We start from the raw sequence: 19,598 nt of genomic DNA, 5'->3' as shown, positions 1-19,598 counted from the left end.
GCACGAGGCGGTTGCACCGTCTTGTCGAACAGGAAAACGGCTTTCGTGATCAGCGCTCGCTCGCTGCGCTCTCTCTCGCTGAATCCCGAAAACCTAATTTCCTGCCCGACCTTGATGGCGTTGGCGTTTACGTGCGCGAGCAGGAAGCAGAATGGAATTTCTCTTGGAATAGATCAGAGGAGGAATCTTCGATGAAGAGCCATGATGGTCTGCCGCTGTTCGATTGGAAGCCTCACTGCAAGATCCTTCCATTTCCGGAGATCCGACAAGTCTGGAGGGTGCAGAGGGCGGCTGCTACCCTTTCTACCGGCACTGAGAAGCAGATCGCTCACAATCGGCAGAAGATTTTCGAGGGCGTAGAGAACCGCTTTCTGAAGGTCGGCGTCGAGCCTGAAGTCGCTGCTGCGGAGCGGCATCGGTTTGAAAAGGCAGTTGCCGAGGAGATGCAGCGTCGCGGGCTGGGCAGTTATGTGGCTGCACCGGACGGTGCAGCATGAGCCGGCCCGAACTGACACCTGACATGTTCGACGCATTGAACGCCGTCCCAAGGAAGCCAGGGCGGATCATCTGGACACTGGTCGGCATCGGCGCCAGGATAGGAGTTGGACCTGACTTCGTGAGGGACACGCTGGCAAAGCAGCCCGGCTCGCCAGTTAAGGAACTTGGCGGCCGATATTATGCCTTTGAGGACGACCTGATCGCTTTTCTGAGGAAAGGAGTATCATTCACTACTTGAGTACTCCAATGTCCCTCCTTCCGATCTCGATGATCTTTCTTCTTGCGGGCTCGATGACTGACCATTCCATTTCGACAGACTCGAGGAAGTAGGTCGCATTCCTTCGAGCTTTGTCTATGTCTCTCGGAAGGTTTTTGACTATGTCCGCCACTTCCTCAGAAAGCAAAAGCTGGGCGGTACCTAGATTTTCTTCTAGACGTCGCCTTGCTTCCCCGTAACGTGTCAAAGCGGCCTGCTTCGCTTCCAAAGACATTTCCCGATCCTCAATCTCGGCTGTCTCCCATAGTCCGTTTACATCGACCATTGTTCCCATTGCGGTAACCAGCTCGGTGTAGGCGGTCATGCGCCGCTCCCAGTGCTTCTCCTGCTTGTAGCGGCGAAGCGCCCACTGCACAGCCTGCCACGCGATTGCCGCCGCACCCGCGAATTGAAGCAAAAGCTTCAGCAGTTCAAAGATTAAAAATTCCCAGCTCATTGTAAGCCCTCCCCAACTGCGTCTTCCCACGAAATCCCTGATCAAACCATTCCACAAAAGCGGTCGCCTGCGCGCATAAGCTTGTCATGAGCCAATGCGCTGCCTTCGCCCTCTCAGCCCTCGATCGACAGCTCGCCAGCAAGGGCGCGCCCGTCACCCTACGTCGTGAGGATTTCGACGCTGACCCGGTCGACGCTACCGTGCTCGGCTTCGTCCGCGGCGCCACAGCCGACGAGCTCGCCGGCGGCATGGATCAGTTCGACAGCACCGTGATCATCTCGCCGACCGGCCTCGCCGCCGCCGGCTGGCCGCTCCCCGTCAAGCTCGGCGACGTCGTCATCCACCAGGGCAAAAGCCGCACCGTCGTCATCGCCACGCCCATCGCCATTGGCGAAACCGTCGTGCGGATCGACCTGAAGGTGACCGGCTGATGGCCCGCGCCAGCGCCCGGGAGCGCGGCTACGGCACCGCCTGGGAGAAGGCCCGCGCCGGCCACCTCCGCAACCATCCGTTCTGTGTCCGCTGCGAGGAGGAAGGCCGGCTCGTCCGTGCCACCGTCGTCGACCATGTGAAGCCGCACCGCGGCGACCAGGCGCTGTTCTGGGACCGCGCCAATTGGGCCAGCCTCTGCGCCCCTCACCACAATGGACCGAAGCAGGCCGAGGAGCGCAACGGCTACTCCGCGCGCATCGGTGCCGACGGCCTCCCGACAGATCCCCGCCACCCGTTCAATCAAGGAGCCCTCTCATGAGCGCTGTCCGCTATCACATCGTCGCCTATCCGGTAGGCTACCAGGAAGGACCCTTCAGCAAGGGCAAGCTTGTCGCCTCGGGCAAGCTCACTGCGACTACGACCGTCCTCAGCGACGTGATCACTGTGCCCGATGCGCCAAAGGGCACAGAGCTGTCGCTTCAGGTCTTCTCGCGCTACGTCGACGATGCGGCCAAGACCGGTGCTGGCTACAGCTACCTTGGCATCTTCCCCGTCGGGGTGACGCCAGCCTTCGGCACGTCCAACGTCTCCAATGAGGCAGTGCCCCGCTACATCCTCCCGCCGGCCAGCCCGAACTACCTCGCGGGCGGAGACTTCCCCGTCTACCCGGGCCAGAAGATCGCCATCCTCGATACGGGCTGGGCTGTCTGATCATGCAGACCGTCGGCATCCCCCTTTGCAAGGCCGCTCAGAGCGTCCGCTGTGCCGTAAGGCTCGCGGTCGCGTCGGCCATCGGTGCACGCGTGCGGCCATCGTCGGTCGCGTGCGAGGCATCGTCGCAGAGGGGGGGTGGTCGAAAGCTGACGAGGCGAGGGGATTGGGACCGGCTTGGGTACCTCTCCGCAGAATTAGTTTCAGCCGATTTGATTTTCGGCCGCTCGTCGAGGGCCCTCTAATGGGTGCCCGCGGACCAGGCGCATCACGTCAACGCATCGCCCGGGAGGCCCTTCCGGAGCGCAAACGTCGGCTGCCGTGGAACCGGAAGGGTCTCGACCGCGCCGAGCGGGTGATTGCCTTCCTGCAGTTCCTTCCGATCACGAAGGGTCCGCTCGCCGGCAAGAAGATGAAGCTGCTGCCGGAGCAGCGCGACTTCGTACAGCAGATCTATGGCGACCTCGATGCAAAGGGTCTCCGCAAGCGCCGCATTGGCATCCAGAGCCAGCCGAAGGGCAACGGGAAGAGCGGCCTCTGCGCCGGGCTCGTGCTTGCGCACCTGCTGGGGCCGGAAAGCGAGGTCCGCGGCGAGGTCTATTCGGCGGCGATCGACCGCGGCCAGGCCGGGATCATCTTCAATGAGATCGTCGCCATCATTGATCAGATTCCGGAGTTCGCCGTCCGGGTGAATATCCAGGCGTTCCAGAAGAAAATTCTTGTCACCGAAGGCGTCGGCACGGGCTCCCTGTATCAGGCGATGTCCTCGGACGCTCGCGCAGCACATGGTCTTGCGCCATCGCTATTCGTCTACGACGAGCTTGCGCAGGCTCGTGACCGCATCCTCCTCGACAACCTGATGAATGGCCTCGGCAAGCGAAAGGAAGCGCTCGCGCTGATCATCTCGACGCAGGCGCCAGACGACGAGCATCCACTGTCGCAGCTGATCGATGACGGCTTGAGCGGTGCCGATCCGTCCATTTTCGTGCAGCTCATCTGCGCCCCTCCAGAGGCTGACCCCTTCAAGGAAGCCACCTGGCTTGCCTGTAACCCTGCGCTCGGCAAGTACGTGTCGCTGACGGAGATGCGCGAAGCCGCTGCGCGCGCGCGGCGCATCCCGGCGTTCGAAGCGTCCTTCCGCAACCTCCGGCTCAATCAACGCGTCGACGCCCGCGAGGAAAACCGGATCGTCACCGCATCCGTCTGGCGCCGCGGTAACGTTGCCGTCGATCGTAAGGAACTGGCCGGCCGTACCTGTTTCGCCGCGCTGGATCTGTCCGGCAAACACGATCTGACGAGCCTGACACTCGCGTTCCCGGATGATCAGAAGGAGCCAGGCTTCGATATTCTGCAGTGGTGCTGGACACCAGAAGGCCAGCTTGGCGTCCGCCGGCCGGCCGAACAGGACCGGTTCCGTGCGTGGATCAAAGCAGGCGACCTCATCAGCGTGCCGGGCCCGACGATCCGTTACGGCTTCGTCGCGATGGAGCTCATCAAGCTTGCCGCCGAGTTCAACATGGTCGTGCTCGGATACGATGAGTGGCGCATTGAGGACTTCAAGCAGGAGCTTGCGGACGTGGACCCGGATTTTCCGGTCCCGCTCGAGCCCTTTCGGCAGGGCTTCAAAACGATGGGCCCCGCCGTCGACTGGTTTTCAGAGCTGGCGCTCACCGGACGCATTCGCCACGGCGGGCACCCCGTGCTCACGGCCGCGATGTCCGGCGCTATCATGGACAGTGATCCCGCCGGCAACCTGAAGATCGCAAAAGACAAATCTCACGGCCGCGGCCCGGTTCGCATCGATGCGGCGGTGACGCTCGTCATGGCGCTCGACCTTGCTCGCCGCTTCGAGCCGGAGCCGGTCTTCGATCTGGGAAACTTCCTCAAGAAAGTGGTGATCGTATGAGCGCGCTCGTGAACCTCGCGCGCCGTTTCGGCCTGAAGGAAACCCGCATCTGGCGCACGTACTTCGGTACGGAATCATGGTCGGGAAAGAATGTCACTCCCGACACTGCAATGCAGGTCGCGACGTTCTGGGCCTGCGTCCGGCTGATCTCGCAGACGATCGCAACGCTACCGCTGTCGCTTTACTTGCGGCGGGCCGACGGCGGCCGCGACATCGCCAGCGCCAATCCGCTGAATTCGCTTCTTCACGACCAGCCGAACGCCGACCAGACCTCCGTCGAGTTCTGGGAGGCGCTCGTCGCCCACGTGCTCATCTGGGGCAATGCCTTCGTCGAGCTCGGCCGCGGCGTCGGAGGCGGCGTGGTAGCGATGACGCTCCTGCGCCCCGACCTGATGGAGATCTATCGCACCCGGGGCGGCGATCTCCGCTACCGCTACAGCGACCCGCAAGGGATCATGGAATTCGCCGCCGCCGATATCATGCACGTGCGCGGCTTCGGTCTCGGCGGCGATCTCGGCCTCTCTACCGTAGCGCATGCCCGGCAGACACTCGGCGCAGCCATGGCAACGGATGAGGCCTCGGCCCGCACCTTTGCCAACGGCATGAGGCCCGGTGGCGTCATCACCTACGAAGGCTCGATGACGGATGAGCATCGTGAACAAACCAAAGCCGCGCTGATTGATCCGTTCGTCGGCGCCGAGAATGCCGGCAAGGTAATGCTCCTCGAGGGCAAAGCCGGCTTCAAGTGGCAGGACGTCAATATGCCGCCGCGCGACGCCGAGATGCTCGCGACCCGCGCCTTCCACATCGAAGAGATTTGCCGCTGGTTTGGCGTGCCACCGGTGCTTGTAGGGCATAGCTCGGCCGGCCAGACCATGTTCGGCGCTGGTGTCGAGCAGATCATGCTCGGCTGGCTTACCCTCGGCCTTCGCCCCTACCTGACCCGCATCGAGCAGGCGATCAAGCGCTCGCTGATCGCGCCCGGCGACCGGGGCATCCTCTACGCCGAGTTCACCGTCGAAGGACTTCTCCGCGCCGACAGCGCCGGCCGAGCAGAGATGTATTCGAAGCTGATGCAGGTCGCGGCCATCACGCCGAACCAGATCGCCGACCGCGAGAACCTGCCGCGCTTCGTGGGCGGCGACGTCCACCTCGTCAATAGCACGCTCGTGCCTCTCGATCAGGCGGGGCGCAATCCCGGCCGCGTCCAGCCGGCACCGGGTGAGCCAATCCCGGAGCCCGCCACATGACCGCGACGAAAACCCGCTCTTTTGAGCTCGAGCTGAAGTCGGTGAAGGATGACGGCACGTTCTCCGGCTATGCCTCTGTCTGGGGGGTGGTCGACAGCTATCGCGAAGCCGTCGCTCCAGGTGCCTTCACCGCCAGCATTGCCGGGACGAAGGACAAAGGCCGGACGTTGCCGATCCTGTGGCAGCACCGTTCCGACGAGCCGATTGGGCAATGGGACGTCCTGCGCGAGGACGATCGCGGTCTCTATGGTGAGGGCACCCTGTGGACCGACGAGGCGGCTTATGCCCGCATCGCGCTTCGCGGCATGAAGGCTCACGCCATCACCGGGCTCTCGATTGGCTACTACGTCCGCGAGGATTCCTTCGACGAGAAGACCCGCATCCGCAGCCTGAAGGTCGTGGACCTGATCGAGGCGTCCGTTGTGACGAACCCCGCCAACGATGAGGCGCGGGTGGACTCGATCAAGGCGAAGCTGGCCTCCGGCGATCGCATCTCCGACCGCGAGTTCGAGCGTCTGCTGAAAGACCGCGGCTTCTCAGCGTCCGACGCCGACGAGATCGCGGCCGTCGGCTTCAAAGCCTGGTCCGCCCGCGGCCCGGCACCGTCCAACCCTCCCGGCAACGACCTGGGCGCGCTCGTGGCGTCGCTCCGCACCCCCCTGTCCCTTCCGACCTTCTGAGGAGAACTCCTATGAACATGCACCCCCTCCACCAGTCCGCCGCACCCCGCGCCTTCCATACGAAGGAAGCCGGCGCCGCTGCTGATGATCAGCTGGAAATCAAGGCGTTGGCGGAAGGCCTGAAGGCCCGCGATGCGCAGATCCAGGCCTTCTCCGAGAAGGCGGCCGCCGAGATCAAGGATCACGGCTCGATGCTGGCCGAAACCAAGGCGGCGCTGACCAGCCTCGCGAAGGCCGGCACCGATTTGCAGGCGCAGCTCTTGGCCGTCGAGCAGAAGCTCGCCCGTCGCGGGGGTGGTGACGGCCCGGCGGTAAAATCGCTCGGTCAGACGTTCACAGAGTCGGACGAATGGAAGGGCATGAAGACCCGCGGCGGTGGCACGGCGCGCATCTCGACCAAGGCCGTCACCAGCGTCTCGAGCCTCACGACCGGCACCGGCGGCGTCGGCGATGCCATTCGGCCGGCGCGCCTTCCGTACATTGTCACGCCTGGCGAGCGCACCTTCACCATCCGCGATCTTATGATGCCCGGCCGCACGGAATCGAGCTCCATCGAGTACGTGAAGGAGAGCGGGTTCCAGAACTTCGCCGCGCCGGTTGCCGAGCTGGCGGTCAAGCCTCAGTCCGACCTGCAGTTTGACCTTTTGTCGACTCCGGTTCGTACGATCGCGCACTGGATTCACGCGTCGAAGCAGGTGCTGGACGATATTCCTCAGCTGCAGAGCTACATTGACGGCCGCCTGCGCTACGGCCTGGCAATGGTCGAGGAGTCGCAGATCCTCGGCGGCGATGGCACCGGGCAGAACCTCCTCGGCCTCATCCCTCAGTCGACAGCCTTCGCCTATTCCACGTACTCGCTGGCTGGTGACACGAAGATTGACCGCCTTCGCCGCGCCATCCTGCAGGTGCGGATCTCCCTCTATCGCGCGACTGCGGTGGTGCTCAACCCGATCGACTGGGCGGAGATGGAGACGCTGAAGGACTCCACCGGCAATTACGTCATCGGCGACCCCCGCGGCGTCATCGAAAAGCGCATCTGGGGTCTGCCAGTCGTCGATAGCGATGCGATCGCGCCCGGCAAGTTCCTAACCGGTGCCTTCAACATGGGCGCGCAGCTCTTTGACCGTGAGGACGCCAACGTCCAAGTGTCGACCGAGGACCGCGACAACTTCGTCCGTAACGCTGTGACCATCCGGGCCGAGGAACGCGTCGCGCTCGCCGTCACCCGGCCCGACAGCTTCGTCTACGGCAACCTCGTCAGCGGTAACGCCGGCTGACGACAACGGCCGGGCGCCCGACAGCCCGGCCGCTTCCTTAACTCTAGGAATGGAGACGACGATGGAAACCGAAATCGAAGCCTTGAAGCCGTTCAACCGAACGCCGCAAGGCGATCTCTGCGACCCGGGCGACGTCTTCGATGTCGCCGCGACGCGCGCCGATGAACTCGAACGTCTGGGCTTGGCCCGTCGCACGAAGGCGGCGCCGAAGCCCGAGAACAAGATGGCCGCAGAGCAGTCGAACAAGGCCGCCAAGCCGGGCCGTAAGCCGCTCGCTGTCGCGCCGCAGGAGTAAGCGTCATGCTGACCGTCATCACTCCCGCAACCGCCACCGACCTGACCACGCTTGAACGCGCGCGGTCTCTGCTTGGCTTTGCGGCTGCGCAGGACTCGACGGTCGGCATGCTGATCTCGCAGGCCTCGAGCGCGATCGTCGACCACTGTCAGCGGCCGTTCAAGCGCGAAACGGTGCGCGAGACCTTCGACGGGCCGACTCGCGCCGGGGGCGTGATCCTCGGCCGCTCGGCGGTGACGGAGATCCTTTCAGTGTCGCAGGGCCTCGAGGTCATCGCCTCGGCCAGCTACCAGTACGACCCGGCGACGAATGCGCTTTTCCACCTGGGGGAAGATGGCTGGCGCCTCTGCTGGGGGTCGCAGATCGCCGCCACCTATGTGGCCGGCTATGTCCTGCCGACCGATGATAACGCCGGCACGCTGCCGCCTTCCGTCGAGCGCGCCTGTGTCCGCCTCGTCAGCGCCTACCTGTCGACGACCGGCCGCGATGCCCTGATAAAGTCCGAGACGACAGAGGGCGTCGGTGCAACGTCGTGGTGGGTGCCGAGCTCGGCCGGCGCGCTAGCCGATCCGGAGGCCGAACAGCTCCTCGCACCATACCGAAGGCTCTTCTGATGGAACCTACCAAAATCACCGGGATCACGCTCACGGATCTGCCGCCCATCGTCGATGGCTGGAAGATCGTGGCGTTCTTCGACGTCAATACGCGCGGCCTCGAGATGAAGGGCTGTTCACTTGTTGTCGACCCTACCGGTACCACCGCCGTCTGGCCGCCGCGGCCGGACCCGCGCGGATCGACGGTCAGCCGCGTCCGGTTTGTCGAGCGTGAGCTGAAAGACGAATTGATCGCCATGGCCTTGAGGGCGTTCGCCGCTCTCGGTGGAACGATGCCGGAAGGAGCTACTCCGTGAGCAACGTAGTCGAGATCGTCACCGTCAAATACCAGGAGACTGGCGGCGCCGCGCTTCGCGCCATGGCAAAGGACCTGACAGCGGGTCATGCGCTGATGGACAAGGCCACGCGCGGCGCCACCGCGGCGAGCAAGGCCAGCGAAGTGCAGCTCGGAGGTTGGGCCTCAAGCTATAAGGCACTTGAAGGCCGCATTGCCGGCGTCGCGCGGGCGACCCGTCAGTTTGACGCCGACATGAAGGCGCTTAACAACGGCGTGAAGGCTGGCGTGGTTGATGGCCAGGAGTTCGCCTCGATGCTCGGCAAGATCCGAGGCAACCTCACGGCGATGGGGGCCGCGACCGGCCGCGATACCGGCATGGCCGCGGACATCTCCAAGCGCTTCGGCATCGGCGACACAGCGAAGTCCGCCGAGAGCGCGTCGAGCGCCTTCCTTAAGATGGGAGCACGCCTCGAGCAGATCCGCGCCGAGATTGATCCGCTGGCCACGGCGCAGGCGAAGCTCAACTCGGAACTGGCCGAGTTCAGCATGTATGCCCGCATGGGCGAGCTAAGCGCAGCCGACCTCGCCAAGGCTACAGCGCAAGCGAACGCCCGGTTCGATGATACGACGAAGCGCCTTGGCGGGACCGGCGCGGCGGTAAAGCTGACCGGCGGCCAGGTGCAAAATCTCGGCTACCAGCTGAATGACGTTGCGACCATGATGGCTATGGGCGCGTCGCCGTTCGCCATCATCAGCAGCCAGGCGGGCCAGGTCATCCAGTCCCTCGGCGATGGGCCGCAAGGTGTCCGCGGTTCGCTGAACGCGCTGAAGGACAGCCTGCTCGGCGTCCTGACCCGCATCGGCCCTCTCGGGATCGCCTTCGGCGTCGCCGGCGCGGCGGCTGCCGCCTACGCACTCATGTCGCGCAACGAAGTCCGCCCGGTCTCGGAGATCGTTACGGACCAGGAGAAGCGCGTGAAGGCGCTGGCCGATGCGTGGGGCCTGCCGGGGAAGGCTGTCGAGGACTATGCGAAGCGCGGCAAGGCTGCGCTGCAGTTCGACGTCGAGAGCGGCCTACGCGAGACGACGAACGCCCTTGGCCAGTCGACGGCAAAGCTCATCCAGCAGCTGACGAGGACAAGCGCGGTCACGGATGGCGTCGGCGGCGTCATCACGACCGTGACGCCAAAGTTCGCTGAGCTGGCGGGTGTGCTGCGCGAGTTCCAGACCAGCGGCGACGTTAAGGCGCTCGACGACTCTCTCGGCGCCCTCGGCTCGTCCACACCGAATGCAGAGCTGAGGGCGTTCATCGCCACGCTGAGCGCGAGTCGCCAGGAAGCCGTTAGCGCTGCAGCGGCGTACAACGCCAGCGCGGACGCGCTCGACCGTCTCGGCGGCAAAGGCGGACGCATCTCCGCCGATCCGCTTGGTCCGGGGACCGCGAAGAGCACATTCGGCGATCGGATGGGTGGCCGGACCGCGCTCGACGATCGCCTGAACGTCGAAGGGCTCAATGACATCCGCGATGGCCTGAGGGCTCAGACGGAGGAGATGACGAAGGCGACGAAGGTCGGAGACGACTATCGCAAGGGCGTCCAGGAACGTGCGCAGGCGACCAAGGATTCCGTGGTCGCCTTGCAGCTGGATCTGAAGGCGGTTGGCATGTCGACCTCGGCGGCCGCGGCGCTGCGGTTCGAGTTCGACGCCGTGACGGAGGCCAAGCGCGCCGCCGCAGAGGCCGGCCAGATCGTAAGCGAGAAAGAGCTTGCGTACATCAGGGAGGCCGCCAGGCGCGTCGGCGAGTTCACTGCGGCGATCGAGAAGGCGCGCGAGGAAATGCAGAAGGCCGAAAAGCTGACGCAGGCCTTTTCCGATCTCGCGTTCGATCGCCAGCAGATCACCCGCTCGCCCGTCGAGCAGGAGGTGCAGGAGAAACTTCGGGAGCTCGGCGTCGCCTACGAGAGCCTTGATGGCCAGCGCATTGCCGGGGAGGTTCGCTATAACGATGCCCTTCAGAAGACCTATGACAAAATGGAGGATTCACGCGATCTCGCTCGCGACTTCGCCGAGACCCTCGTCGGCGGCCTGACCTCCGGCGAAGGTGCGCTGAAGTCCCTCACGAACGCGTTCGCGGGCCTTGGAAACAAGCTCGCATCCAACGGCCTCGACACGCTGCTGAGGGGCTTCCTGGGCGGCGATGCTGGCGGCGGGAGCAAGGCAGGATCTGGCAGCCTCGCCGGCACCTTGTCGTCGATCGGCAATCTACTGAGCGGCAACCCGGTCGCTGCCAACTCGAACAGCGCTTCGGCGACGAGTGCCTCTGCCGTTTCTGCGCCGGTCTCCCGGCAGCTGGCCGAGACTGTGACCAAGTCGGTTTCCGGCAATCTGCTGTCGTCGCTTCTCGGCGCCGGCAAGGGCGCCAGCCACATCTCGAACCTGAACACCTCGTTCGCCTCTGCGCTGACGAGCATGTTCGAGGCCGCGCCGAGCGCGGTGAAGTCGGCTGTGCAGATCAACTCCGGCTTCCGTTCGATCGCGCGGCAGGGGGAGCTCTTCGACGCGGCAGTCCAGAAGTATGGCAGCGTCTCGGCAGCGCGGAAGTGGGTCGCCCCTCCCGGCAAGAGCCAGCACAATTTCGGCAACGCGGCAGATCTCGGATACAGCTCCGGCGCGGCCAAAGACTGGTTTCACGAGAACGCGGGCAAGTACGGCCTGGCGTTCCCGCTCGGGAACGAGGATTGGCACATCGAGCTCGCCAGCGCTCGCGGCGGCGCGGCGGCGGATACCGGCATTTCGTCGAAGGCGGTTTCTGACGGTCTGGTCGACTTCAATCGCAAGGCGGCCGCGGGAGCGATCCCCGGCGTCTCGAATGGTCCTTCCTACGGCGACAGCGTCGCCGCGGGCGTCGACCCATGGAACGCGGGCGGCGTGGATATGCGCAAGACCGCGAGCAATCTCGGCGCCGGCATGAACGCCCTCGGCGCCGGCCTCGGCATCTTCGCCAGCGCCTACCAAGGTGGCTCACCGGTCGGCGGTGCGGTGTCCGGGGCGCTCGGTGGCTTCCAAGCCGGAGCCTCGATGGGAGCCGGCCTTGGGCTCCCCGGCGCAGTTCTCGGCGGTCCTGTCGGCGACGTCGGCTCTCTCTTCCTCACCTCGAAAGGATAACGCTATGTCCGCCCTCAATGTCATCCTCGGCAAGTCCGCTGGATCCATCCTCACTGACTCGCTTCAGTATCGCCCGACCGGCGAGGTCGTCGGGTTCGGGCACAAATGCTTCGAGGCGCCTGGCACCGGCATGGCGGTCGCCAGTCGAGGTGATGTTCGAATTCCCGCGCTGATCGCTCAGAACCTAGCGCGCTGGTATCCGAGCATCGAAGAAATGGTTTCTGATAAGGGGCGCTCGCTCCAGCGGTTCTACGACAAGACCGTCTCGAGCCATCCGGAGGGCGTGCTATCGGCGAAGACTGACATCGTCGTCGTGGGATGGTCGAAGAGCCGCGGCCGGCCTGTGGGCGCGGTTGTCCGTTTCGACAATAAGGCATGGTCTTTTTCCGTTATTGACGGGGGCATCGCTGCGCCCCTGCCTGACGAGAAGGCCATGCAGGAACTTGAGATCCTTGAGGCGGCTCCAGGTGAGCACTACAAGCCGAACGAGTTCGTTCCGGAGGTACACGGCGTTGCCCTGATGGAAGCGCAGCGCCGAATGAAGTTCGAGCCCTTCGTTGGCATGGGGGGCGTCAAGGGTCACATGGTGGGCGGGGAGGTTCTGCTTACAACGATCACGCGCCACGGTGTCGAGCAGCGCGTAATCCTGCGGTGGCTCAATGATGAGATCGGCACTCCGATCGCACCGGCGCCCTTCGGCGTATTCGAAGGCCATCAGGTTAATCGACGGGCGAGCTGAGATCGGAGATAGCGCCGATGTAGGGCGCCGGTGGTGGCCTGCTGCGTTTATTGGACATCTCCGCAGCAGGCTGCCGAAATCCACTTCCATTCCCGCCTACGGCGTGATTGTTTCTCTACCTTTGATTGAGGAGATCAACATGCGTCTTCGTAGTGGTATCGAGTGCAAAACGGTTTTTACAACGGAGGCGGGAGAATGGATACGCATGGATACGCGCGTAGGTCCAACAATCTGCTGGGTCGTTGCAAAACCGGAGCCCTCTGTACGCCAGATTCTGTGCTTCGACCTCAATGGTAAGGAGCCACCCCGGGTCATTAATTGCGTGACTGATTATCTATGCCTATCGTTCGGGGGTAACTGCGTCATTGATCCAAGTGGCGTTGCCGAGGAATTTGCGAACCGTGGGGAATTTATAGACCAGCCGGGTGTTCTATTGCTTTCAAAAGCCGGTAGTTTCCTGACAGCCAACGACACACGTGGCCACTGGAATGATCACGTTGCGCTAAATATTGAGACCGGCGCCGATCGACAGGATTATGGGCAGGCTGAAATGGTTTTTCCGCGCTGGACTCTTTGGGAAAGCGACGCCTCTCGAATTAGTGGCACTGCAGATCCCATTCTTGAGTTCACGGCATTACCTCGCGCTTAGCGTTCACGGCACCCTCTCGGGAGGCGTCCGCATAGAATGCCTCCTTGCAATCGCTACTCTGCGGATCGCTTCGCGAGCGGGATGAGTGGTTGCGTCGTCAGCCGGCAGTCATCGTGCAGATTCACTCCGGTTAATCCGGACTGAAACGATTAGGACTCTGGAGATCTCGCCGCATTCGTACACCGTGTCGCATAGAGAACGTGGTGTCGTGTTCCTATGTATGACATTAGACAACGCACGATTCTTTCTAGGGAGGACGCAATGAGCTCGACATTGACACGTCCAGACTACGCCCGCGTATCCAGGGAGGTTCGCAGGCTTCATAAGGAATTTTCAATCACCTCGCCGCCGGTGGATCCGCGCCAGATTGCCCGCGGATTAGGTGTTAAAGTTACCTTCGTCACATTCGACGCAGCAAACTCGAACGTATCGGGCTTCTTCGACTGCGAGGAAGGCGCCATTATCGTCAACAAGAACGAATATCCGCTTCGGCAGACATTTACGATCGCTCACGAGTTGGGGCACGTCGTCCTTCATCAGGAGTGGGCTCGATCAAACGACTATCGTGTTCTGTTGCGCGACTCTGAATATGCCGGCGACGAGGTGCATGAGAAAGAGGCGAATTCCTTCGCCGCTAACCTGCTCGTGCCTCGCTTCATGCTCGACAAGTATTGGAATTTGCTAGGCGTCGAGCAGCTCTCTCAGCTCTTTGCAGTTTCTGTTCCGATGATCAAAAACCGGCTGAAGTTTGAGTATGGCATCTGATTCCGCTCGAACCGCGGCCAAGCGATCCATGTCCGATCCCGATGACACGGATCCGGAGATGGATGCGAAAATTGCTGAAGGTGCGAGCTTCCAGCTCGACATGATCAAAGAGAATCATCGTCATGTTGAGCAAACACGTAAGACAGATCTAGGGTTTCTAGGTCGCGCTTTAGGTGGCGAGAAAAGTGCGCCGACATTCGTAGCGATGATCGCGATGATGGTGGGATTGGTGGGCGCGGGTCTCGCGATGTATCTGGCCGCTCGAGACCCCGCTACCTCAGAATTTTGGTCGAAGCAGCTTGAGCGAGCAATTGCGTTTGCTTCGGCTGCACTCGCTTTTATTTTCGGCCGTGGCTCAAAGGAATAAAGGTTCGCTGCCGCTCGATCAGGTTGTAAGCGCAGTTCCGGCTTCGCTAAAAACTACGCGCTCGCGCGACTTTTTCCTTCGCTTCAGAAATCAACTTTCTTTCCTCAACGATAACGGCGTCCACAGCGGCAATCTGAAGCTGAATTTCGCGGATAGCCTGTCCGTCTTCAGCGCCGTAAGACTCAGAGATCGTAGGGTTCCCGTTGGCGAGAAGATCATTGCGTCTCTTTTGAACATTCGCCAGCAATTTCCGACGACTAGCGACCAGAATTGCGCGAAACGCTACAGCGTCATTTAAAAAAGCTTCCATTCAATCCCCTCGAGGCGCAGCAATTTAGACGTAAGATGGCCTAATCAAATAGCGGATGCAAACGACCATTAAAATGCGGAGGGATCCTCGCGCGGCCGACCGACCATATACCGATCTTTTTTCTGCAATTCGTCGTCGAAGTAGCGGTCGACCGCCTTGGAGTCTGTGCGGCTGACGAGTGCATGCCTCTTGGGGAAAAAGCGCGTCGCCCTCAGCCGGCGCAGGGCGCCTTCCGTCAGGCCGAAGTAGGCTCGGAGCTGGATGTCAGTCATAAATCGCGGGAAGTGGGCCGGGCCGGCGCTTGGCACCTCCGGATCGTCGTAAATCATTCGTTGCCCTCGAATCCATGTTGCATTTCATGTTGCATGGATTCGCGGCGGGTTTTGGGAAATGCCGAGAAATGAAGGGAATTGGAAGCAACATGCCTGCAACATGAAGCTTCACTCCCCGAAGGGACTGGCATCCGTAGCACACTGATTCTGCTGCGAAAAACGGTGGAGGCCTCGCCCGGAATCGAACCGGGATGCAAGGATTTGCAGTCCTCTGCGTAACCACTCCGCCACGAGGCCTCACCGGCGCTGTACCTACTGCGACATCCCGGCCGGCGCAAGAGGTTCTGCGGGGCCAGCGGAAACATTGCGACGTTGACGGGGGCATCCGTAACGCCGCGCCCGCATAGACCAAGCGACTTGCCCTGCGATTCCTGAGCTAGATTTTGCCCTCGTCCGTGCGGACGGCCTGATCCACGCGGGCGGCGGCAGCAACGCGGGCGGCCTTGGCGAGGCGACGGCGCTGGCGCCAGCGGTTCCAGCGGACGTCATGGCGGCGGCGCCATCGGCGCACGAGCGCGATGTCGATCGACAGGACGAGGAGGCCGAGCGGCAGCATCCACAGGCCGAGCACCGGCAGGAACCACAGGAAGCCGCCGAGGCAGAACAGGATGCCGACGGCCACCCGCCCCATCCGAGAGCCCGGAAGGGCGAAGGTGCGGCCAAAGATCTCGAGCCGGTGTCCCCGGAGCCGGAAGAATCGTCTCTCGCTCGCCATTCCCATCCCTCCGGCCGCCGATTCTCGGCCCGGGCGGTCAACAGGCGCGCCACTCTGTCGGTTCCGCGCCCCGCAGAAAGCCCAGAAAACCCCAGGCTGACGGCCAGTTTGGGGATAAATGTGAAATTCTTGCCGATACGGCTTTGCAAGAGCGGATTCGTCTTGCTATAGGCTGCCTCGCGTTGACGACGCACTGTTCCCCGATAGCTCAGTTGGTAGAGCGCGCGACTGTTAATCGCTAGGTCGTAGGTTCGAGTCCTACTCGGGGAGCCACTTCTTTCAGACCTAAAATGATCCGGTAATCGCGTGCTGATGCGCACGATAGGTTGGGTTTCGCGGCCTGCGGCATCGCGACAGGTTTCGGCGGAAACGGTCGACAGCCCATCACGATGCTGGCTATGGGTATCGGCAAACCGCCAGGGCCCCCGGCGGGCCGATCATGGCCCCGCGGGCGCCTGGCCGAGACCCGGACGGTGCCGACATGACCACATCCCCTCCCCCGATCGTCGTCTGGCTGCGCGATGACCTTCGCCTCCTCGACAACCCCGCGCTCAGCGATGCCGCCGAGAGCGGCCGTCCGGTGGTTGTCCTTTATGTGCTCGACGAGGAGAGCGAAGGTGTTCGCCCGCTCGGCGCCGCGCACCATTGGTGGCTGCACCATTCGCTCGCCTCGCTTGACAAGGACCTTGCCGGCATCGGCGCGACGCTGATCCTGCGGCGCGGCGCGGCGGGAAAGATCGTGCCGGACGTCATCACCGAGACCAAGGCGACCGGGCTCTGGTTCAACCGGCGCTACGACCAGGGTGGCGACGCGCTGGACGACGGCATTGCCGAAGCGCTGCCGGAGGATGTCGAGGTGCAGCGCTTCCGCGCCAACCTTCTGCATGATCCCAAGGCGGTGCAGACCAAGACGGGCGGCTTCTACCGCGTCTACACGCCGTTCTGGCGCAACCTGTCGCAATCGGGCGAGCCGCGCGACCCGATTGACGCGCCGACGAAGCTTCTGGCCCCGAAGCACCAGCCGAAATCGGATGACCTCGACGCCTGGAAGCTGCTGCCGGTGAAGCCGGACTGGTCCGGCGGCATGGCGGCGGACTGGGTGCCCGGCGAGGCGGCGGCGCTCGAGCGGTTCGACGAGTTCTGCGAAGACCTTCTCGACGACTACCACAATGGCCGCGAGCGTCCGGCCGACGACGCGACCTCGCGGATGTCGCCGCGGCTGCGCTTTGGCGAGATCTCCCCGTTCACGCTCTGGCACCGCGCGACAGAAGCGGCACGGCGTCGCAAGGGCGTGCCGGACAAGGCGATCGAGACCTTCCAGAAGGAACTGGTCTGGCGCGAGTTCAACTATCACCTGCTCTACCATTTCGGCGCACTGGGGACCCGGAACTTCAACCCGCGCTTCGACAAATTTCCCTGGCGCAAGTCGGCATCCGACCTGAAGGCCTGGCAGAAGGGCCTCACCGGCTATCCCATCGTCGATGCCGCCATGCGCCAGCTCTGGCAGACCGGCTGGATGCACAACCGGATGCGGATGATCGTCGGCTCGTTTCTCACCAAGGACCTGTTGATCGACTGGCAGGAGGGCGAGCGCTGGTTCTGGGACACGCTGGTCGACGGCGACATCGCCAGCAACACCTCGCAATGGCAGTGGATCGGCGGTTCGGGCGCCGACGCGCAGCCGTTCTTCCGGATCTTCAACCCGGTGGCGCAAGGACAGAAGTTCGACAGCGCCGGCGTCTACATCCGCCGCTACGTACCGGAGCTTTCGAAACTCTCCGACAAGGACATCCACGCGCCTTGGACGCTCAGCGCCTCGGTGCTGAAAAAAGCCGGCGTGACGCTCGGCGAGACCTATCCCGAGCCGATCGTCGACCACGGCGGCGCGCGTCAGCGGGCACTGGAGGCCTACCAGTCGACGCGGACATAGCACCACATTCTGCCGCAGACGCTTCGAGCGGCCGAGAAAACCCTGTGCCGGCAGCCATTTGCCGGCGTGCCGCCTTGCCTTGAACCGGCCCTGGCCATAGGTTCCGGGCCGACCCGTCAGCAACAGGCCGCATCTCCATGTCCCGACACCTCAACGTCCTCGACGCCATCGGCAACACACCGCTGATACGGCTGAAGCGCGCCTCCGAAGAGACCGGCTGCGAGATCTACGGCAAGGCCGAGTTCATGAATCCCGGCCAGTCGGTGAAGGACCGCGCCGGCCTGTTCATCATCCGCGATGCCGAGGAGAAGGGGCTGATCGCCCCCGGCGGACTGATCGTCGAGGGCACCGCCGGCAATACCGGCATTGGCCTTGCCCTCGTCGCAAACGCGCTCGGCTATCGCACCGTCATCGTCATCCCGGAGACCCAGAGCCAGGAGAAGAAGGACGCGCTGCGCCTGATGGGCGCCGAGCTGATCGAAGTGCCGGCGGTGCCCTACCGCAACCCGAACAACTACGTGAAACTCTCCGGGCGGCTCGCCGAGCAGCTGGCGAAAAGCCATCCGGCGGGCGCGATCTGGGCGAACCAGTTCGACAACACCGCCAACCGCGACGGGCACGTCGTGACCACGGCGGAGGAAATCTGGCAGGCGACGGGCGGCGAGATCGACGGCTTCATCTGCGCCGTCGGCACCGGCGGCACGCTTGCGGGCACCGCGATGGGGCTGAAGCGCCATTCCGGCCACATCAAGATCGGCATCGCCGACCCGTTGGGCGCCTCGCTCTACAGCTATTACACCTCCGGTGAGCTGAAGGCCGAGGGATCGTCGATCACCGAGGGTATCGGCCAGGGCCGCATCACCGCCAATCTCGAGGGTTTTGCGCCGGACTTCGCCTATCAGGTGCCGGATGATGAAGCGCTGCGGATCGTCTTCGACCTGGTCGGCGAGGAAGGCCTCTGCCTCGGCGGCTCGTCCGGCATCAACATCGCCGGCGCCATCCGCATGGCCAAGGAGATGGGACCGGGGCACACCATCGTCACCATCCTCTGCGACTACGGCAACCGCTACCAGTCGAAGCTGTTCAACCCGGAATTCCTGCGCTCCAAGGGCTTGCCGACGCCCGGCTGGCTGGAGCCGCATGCGCCGGAATTCGACGTGCCGTACGAGGCCTGAGCCGGTGGAAACGGAACAGGTCTACCAGGACGACGCCTACCGCGCCGAATTGACGGCAACGCTGCTGCGGATCGAGGACGGTCTGGTCTTTGACCGCGTCAACTTCTTCGCCAGCGGCGGCGGCCAGCCCGGCGATACCGGAACCGTCGTGACCGCCGACGGGCTTGAGATCGCCATCGTCGACACCGCCTACACCGCTGACCGGTCGGCAATCCGGCTGATCCCAGCGGAGGGTGCCTCGCTCCCTTCCGTCGGCGACACCGTGACGCTAAAGCTCGACTGGGAAAGACGTCACCGGCTGATGCGGATGCACACCGCCTGCCACCTGCTGACCGTCGCGTGCCCCTACCCCGTTACCGGCGCCTCGGTTGGCGAATTGGAAAGCCGCATCGACTTCGACATTCCCGATGCCGAGGCAGACAAGGCGGCCGTCACCGATGCGCTGATGGCGCTGGTCGACGCGAACCATCCCGTCTTCACCCGCTGGATTACCGATGCCGAACTCGACGCCGATCCCGGTCTGATCAAGTCCGCCAACGTCAAGCCGCCGCGCGGCAGCGGGCGGATCCGCCTCGTCTGCATCGGCCCGGACGGCAGCGTGGACACCCAGCCTTGCGGCGGCACGCATGTCGCGGCGACCGGCGAGATCGGCGCGGTGCATGTCGGCAAGATCGAAAAGAAGGGCAAGGCGAACCGGCGGTTCCGGCTGCGCTTCGGGCCCTTGCCCGCCTGAGCGCTGGCACCCTCTAGGCATGCCGCTGGCGGCCGTGCCGTTTGCTCTCGACTGGTCAGCAAGGT

The 19,598-nt window shown here is 63.4% G+C and carries 24 protein-coding genes and 2 tRNA genes; 21 read left to right on the top strand and 5 right to left on the bottom strand.

What is annotated here, in order from left to right:
- Nucleotides 1-11: 11 nt before the first annotated feature.
- The gene (locus tag ACZLZY_RS02440; protein WP_472931834.1) at nt 12-497 is read left to right on the top strand and encodes a DUF6074 family protein; all 486 of its coding nucleotides are present in this window, start codon (nt 12-14) and stop codon (nt 495-497) included.
- Entirely contained in the window at nt 494-736 is a 243-nt protein-coding gene (locus ACZLZY_RS02435) for a hypothetical protein (RefSeq protein ID WP_472931833.1), read from the top strand. Before ACZLZY_RS02440 ends, ACZLZY_RS02435 begins: the two co-directional genes overlap by 4 nt.
- Here the strand turns inward: ACZLZY_RS02435 and ACZLZY_RS02430 are convergent.
- Nucleotides 729-1,211 (bottom strand): hypothetical protein, encoded by a 483-nt coding sequence (locus ACZLZY_RS02430; RefSeq protein WP_472931831.1) that lies wholly within the window; start codon nt 1,209-1,211, stop codon nt 729-731. The two genes, ACZLZY_RS02435 and ACZLZY_RS02430, sit on opposite strands and share 8 nt — an antisense overlap.
- 86 nt (nt 1,212-1,297) lie before the next feature.
- On the opposite strand from ACZLZY_RS02430, the gene ACZLZY_RS02425 reads away from it, so the two are divergent.
- The 15 genes from ACZLZY_RS02425 to ACZLZY_RS02355 all read left to right on the top strand — a co-directional run bounded on the left by ACZLZY_RS02425 (nt 1,298) and on the right by ACZLZY_RS02355 (nt 14,338).
- The gene (locus ACZLZY_RS02425) at nt 1,298-1,642 is read left to right on the top strand and encodes a hypothetical protein (RefSeq protein WP_472931830.1); all 345 of its coding nucleotides are present in this window, start codon (nt 1,298-1,300) and stop codon (nt 1,640-1,642) included.
- A complete protein-coding gene (locus ACZLZY_RS02420; protein WP_472931829.1) occupies nt 1,642-1,962 on the top strand; it encodes an HNH endonuclease signature motif containing protein in 321 nt (106 codons plus the stop codon). Before ACZLZY_RS02425 ends, ACZLZY_RS02420 begins: the two co-directional genes overlap by 1 nt.
- Nucleotides 1,959-2,354, top strand: coding sequence for a hypothetical protein (locus ACZLZY_RS02415; RefSeq protein WP_472931828.1), 396 nt, complete (start codon nt 1,959-1,961; stop codon nt 2,352-2,354). The genes ACZLZY_RS02420 and ACZLZY_RS02415 overlap by 4 nt, the downstream gene beginning before the upstream one ends.
- Before the next feature lie 244 nt (nt 2,355-2,598).
- Nucleotides 2,599-4,260, top strand: coding sequence for a terminase large subunit (locus tag ACZLZY_RS02410; RefSeq protein ID WP_472931827.1), 1,662 nt, complete (start codon nt 2,599-2,601; stop codon nt 4,258-4,260).
- Nucleotides 4,257-5,510 (top strand): phage portal protein, encoded by a 1,254-nt coding sequence (locus ACZLZY_RS02405; protein WP_472931826.1) that lies wholly within the window; start codon nt 4,257-4,259, stop codon nt 5,508-5,510. The genes ACZLZY_RS02410 and ACZLZY_RS02405 overlap by 4 nt, the downstream gene beginning before the upstream one ends.
- Nucleotides 5,507-6,190 (top strand): HK97 family phage prohead protease, encoded by a 684-nt coding sequence (locus ACZLZY_RS02400; RefSeq protein WP_472931825.1) that lies wholly within the window; start codon nt 5,507-5,509, stop codon nt 6,188-6,190. The genes ACZLZY_RS02405 and ACZLZY_RS02400 overlap by 4 nt, the downstream gene beginning before the upstream one ends.
- A gap of 11 nt (nt 6,191-6,201) precedes the next feature.
- Complete coding sequence (locus ACZLZY_RS02395; protein WP_472931824.1) at nt 6,202-7,467, top strand: phage major capsid protein; 1,266 nt, start codon at nt 6,202-6,204, stop codon at nt 7,465-7,467.
- A 61-nt stretch (nt 7,468-7,528) separates the two neighbouring features.
- Nucleotides 7,529-7,762 carry a hypothetical protein gene (locus ACZLZY_RS02390; protein WP_472931823.1) on the top strand — a complete coding sequence of 78 codons (234 nt, stop codon included), beginning with the start codon at nt 7,529-7,531 and terminating at the stop codon, nt 7,760-7,762.
- Between the two features lie 5 nt (nt 7,763-7,767).
- Nucleotides 7,768-8,376, top strand: a complete 609-nt coding sequence (locus ACZLZY_RS02385; protein WP_472931822.1) for a hypothetical protein — start codon at nt 7,768-7,770, stop codon at nt 8,374-8,376.
- Nucleotides 8,376-8,672: a hypothetical protein gene (locus tag ACZLZY_RS02380; RefSeq protein WP_472931821.1), complete on the top strand. Its 297-nt coding sequence runs from the start codon at nt 8,376-8,378 to the stop codon at nt 8,670-8,672. The genes ACZLZY_RS02385 and ACZLZY_RS02380 overlap by 1 nt, the downstream gene beginning before the upstream one ends.
- Nucleotides 8,669-11,818, top strand: a complete 3,150-nt coding sequence (locus ACZLZY_RS02375; protein WP_472931820.1) for a D-alanyl-D-alanine carboxypeptidase family protein — start codon at nt 8,669-8,671, stop codon at nt 11,816-11,818. Before ACZLZY_RS02380 ends, ACZLZY_RS02375 begins: the two co-directional genes overlap by 4 nt.
- Before the next feature lie 4 nt (nt 11,819-11,822).
- Complete coding sequence (locus ACZLZY_RS02370; RefSeq protein ID WP_472931819.1) at nt 11,823-12,557, top strand: hypothetical protein; 735 nt, start codon at nt 11,823-11,825, stop codon at nt 12,555-12,557.
- 139 nt (nt 12,558-12,696) lie between these two features.
- A complete protein-coding gene (locus ACZLZY_RS02365) occupies nt 12,697-13,206 on the top strand; it encodes a hypothetical protein (RefSeq protein WP_472931818.1) in 510 nt (169 codons plus the stop codon).
- A gap of 261 nt (nt 13,207-13,467) precedes the next feature.
- Nucleotides 13,468-13,971: an ImmA/IrrE family metallo-endopeptidase gene (locus ACZLZY_RS02360; protein ID WP_472931817.1), complete on the top strand. Its 504-nt coding sequence runs from the start codon at nt 13,468-13,470 to the stop codon at nt 13,969-13,971.
- 28 nt (nt 13,972-13,999) lie between these two features.
- Nucleotides 14,000-14,338 carry a hypothetical protein gene (locus ACZLZY_RS02355; RefSeq protein WP_472931816.1) on the top strand — a complete coding sequence of 113 codons (339 nt, stop codon included), beginning with the start codon at nt 14,000-14,002 and terminating at the stop codon, nt 14,336-14,338.
- A 46-nt stretch (nt 14,339-14,384) separates the two neighbouring features.
- Here ACZLZY_RS02355 and ACZLZY_RS02350 read toward each other — a convergent pair whose 3' ends face one another.
- From ACZLZY_RS02350 to ACZLZY_RS02335, 4 genes are all read right to left on the bottom strand, one after another.
- Nucleotides 14,385-14,648 carry a hypothetical protein gene (locus ACZLZY_RS02350; protein ID WP_472931815.1) on the bottom strand — a complete coding sequence of 88 codons (264 nt, stop codon included), beginning with the start codon at nt 14,646-14,648 and terminating at the stop codon, nt 14,385-14,387.
- A 68-nt stretch (nt 14,649-14,716) separates the two neighbouring features.
- Entirely contained in the window at nt 14,717-14,977 is a 261-nt protein-coding gene (locus tag ACZLZY_RS02345; RefSeq protein ID WP_472931814.1) for a hypothetical protein, read from the bottom strand.
- 166 nt (nt 14,978-15,143) lie between these two features.
- A tRNA-Cys gene (locus ACZLZY_RS02340) sits at nt 15,144-15,217 on the bottom strand.
- A 139-nt stretch (nt 15,218-15,356) separates the two neighbouring features.
- Nucleotides 15,357-15,695: a hypothetical protein gene (locus ACZLZY_RS02335; protein WP_472931813.1), complete on the bottom strand. Its 339-nt coding sequence runs from the start codon at nt 15,693-15,695 to the stop codon at nt 15,357-15,359.
- 197 nt (nt 15,696-15,892) lie between these two features.
- Here ACZLZY_RS02335 and ACZLZY_RS02330 point away from each other — a divergent pair.
- The 4 genes from ACZLZY_RS02330 (at nt 15,893) to ACZLZY_RS02315 (ending at nt 19,533) form a co-directional block, all read left to right on the top strand.
- Nucleotides 15,893-15,968: transfer RNA gene (locus ACZLZY_RS02330), tRNA-Asn, on the top strand.
- A 208-nt stretch (nt 15,969-16,176) separates the two neighbouring features.
- Nucleotides 16,177-17,625, top strand: a complete 1,449-nt coding sequence (locus tag ACZLZY_RS02325) for a cryptochrome/photolyase family protein (RefSeq protein ID WP_472931812.1) — start codon at nt 16,177-16,179, stop codon at nt 17,623-17,625.
- Nucleotides 17,626-17,762: 137 nt separating this feature from the next.
- The gene (locus ACZLZY_RS02320; protein ID WP_472931811.1) at nt 17,763-18,800 is read left to right on the top strand and encodes a cysteine synthase A; all 1,038 of its coding nucleotides are present in this window, start codon (nt 17,763-17,765) and stop codon (nt 18,798-18,800) included.
- Nucleotides 18,766-19,533 (top strand): alanyl-tRNA editing protein, encoded by a 768-nt coding sequence (locus tag ACZLZY_RS02315; RefSeq protein ID WP_472931810.1) that lies wholly within the window; start codon nt 18,766-18,768, stop codon nt 19,531-19,533. The genes ACZLZY_RS02320 and ACZLZY_RS02315 overlap by 35 nt, the downstream gene beginning before the upstream one ends.
- Nucleotides 19,534-19,598: the final 65 nt, after the last annotated feature.

This window comes from Mesocryomonas lacus (assembly GCF_055730135.2).
The sequence above is the reverse complement of the archived record's forward strand: the minus strand, read 5'-3'. Positions and strand labels throughout refer to the sequence as shown.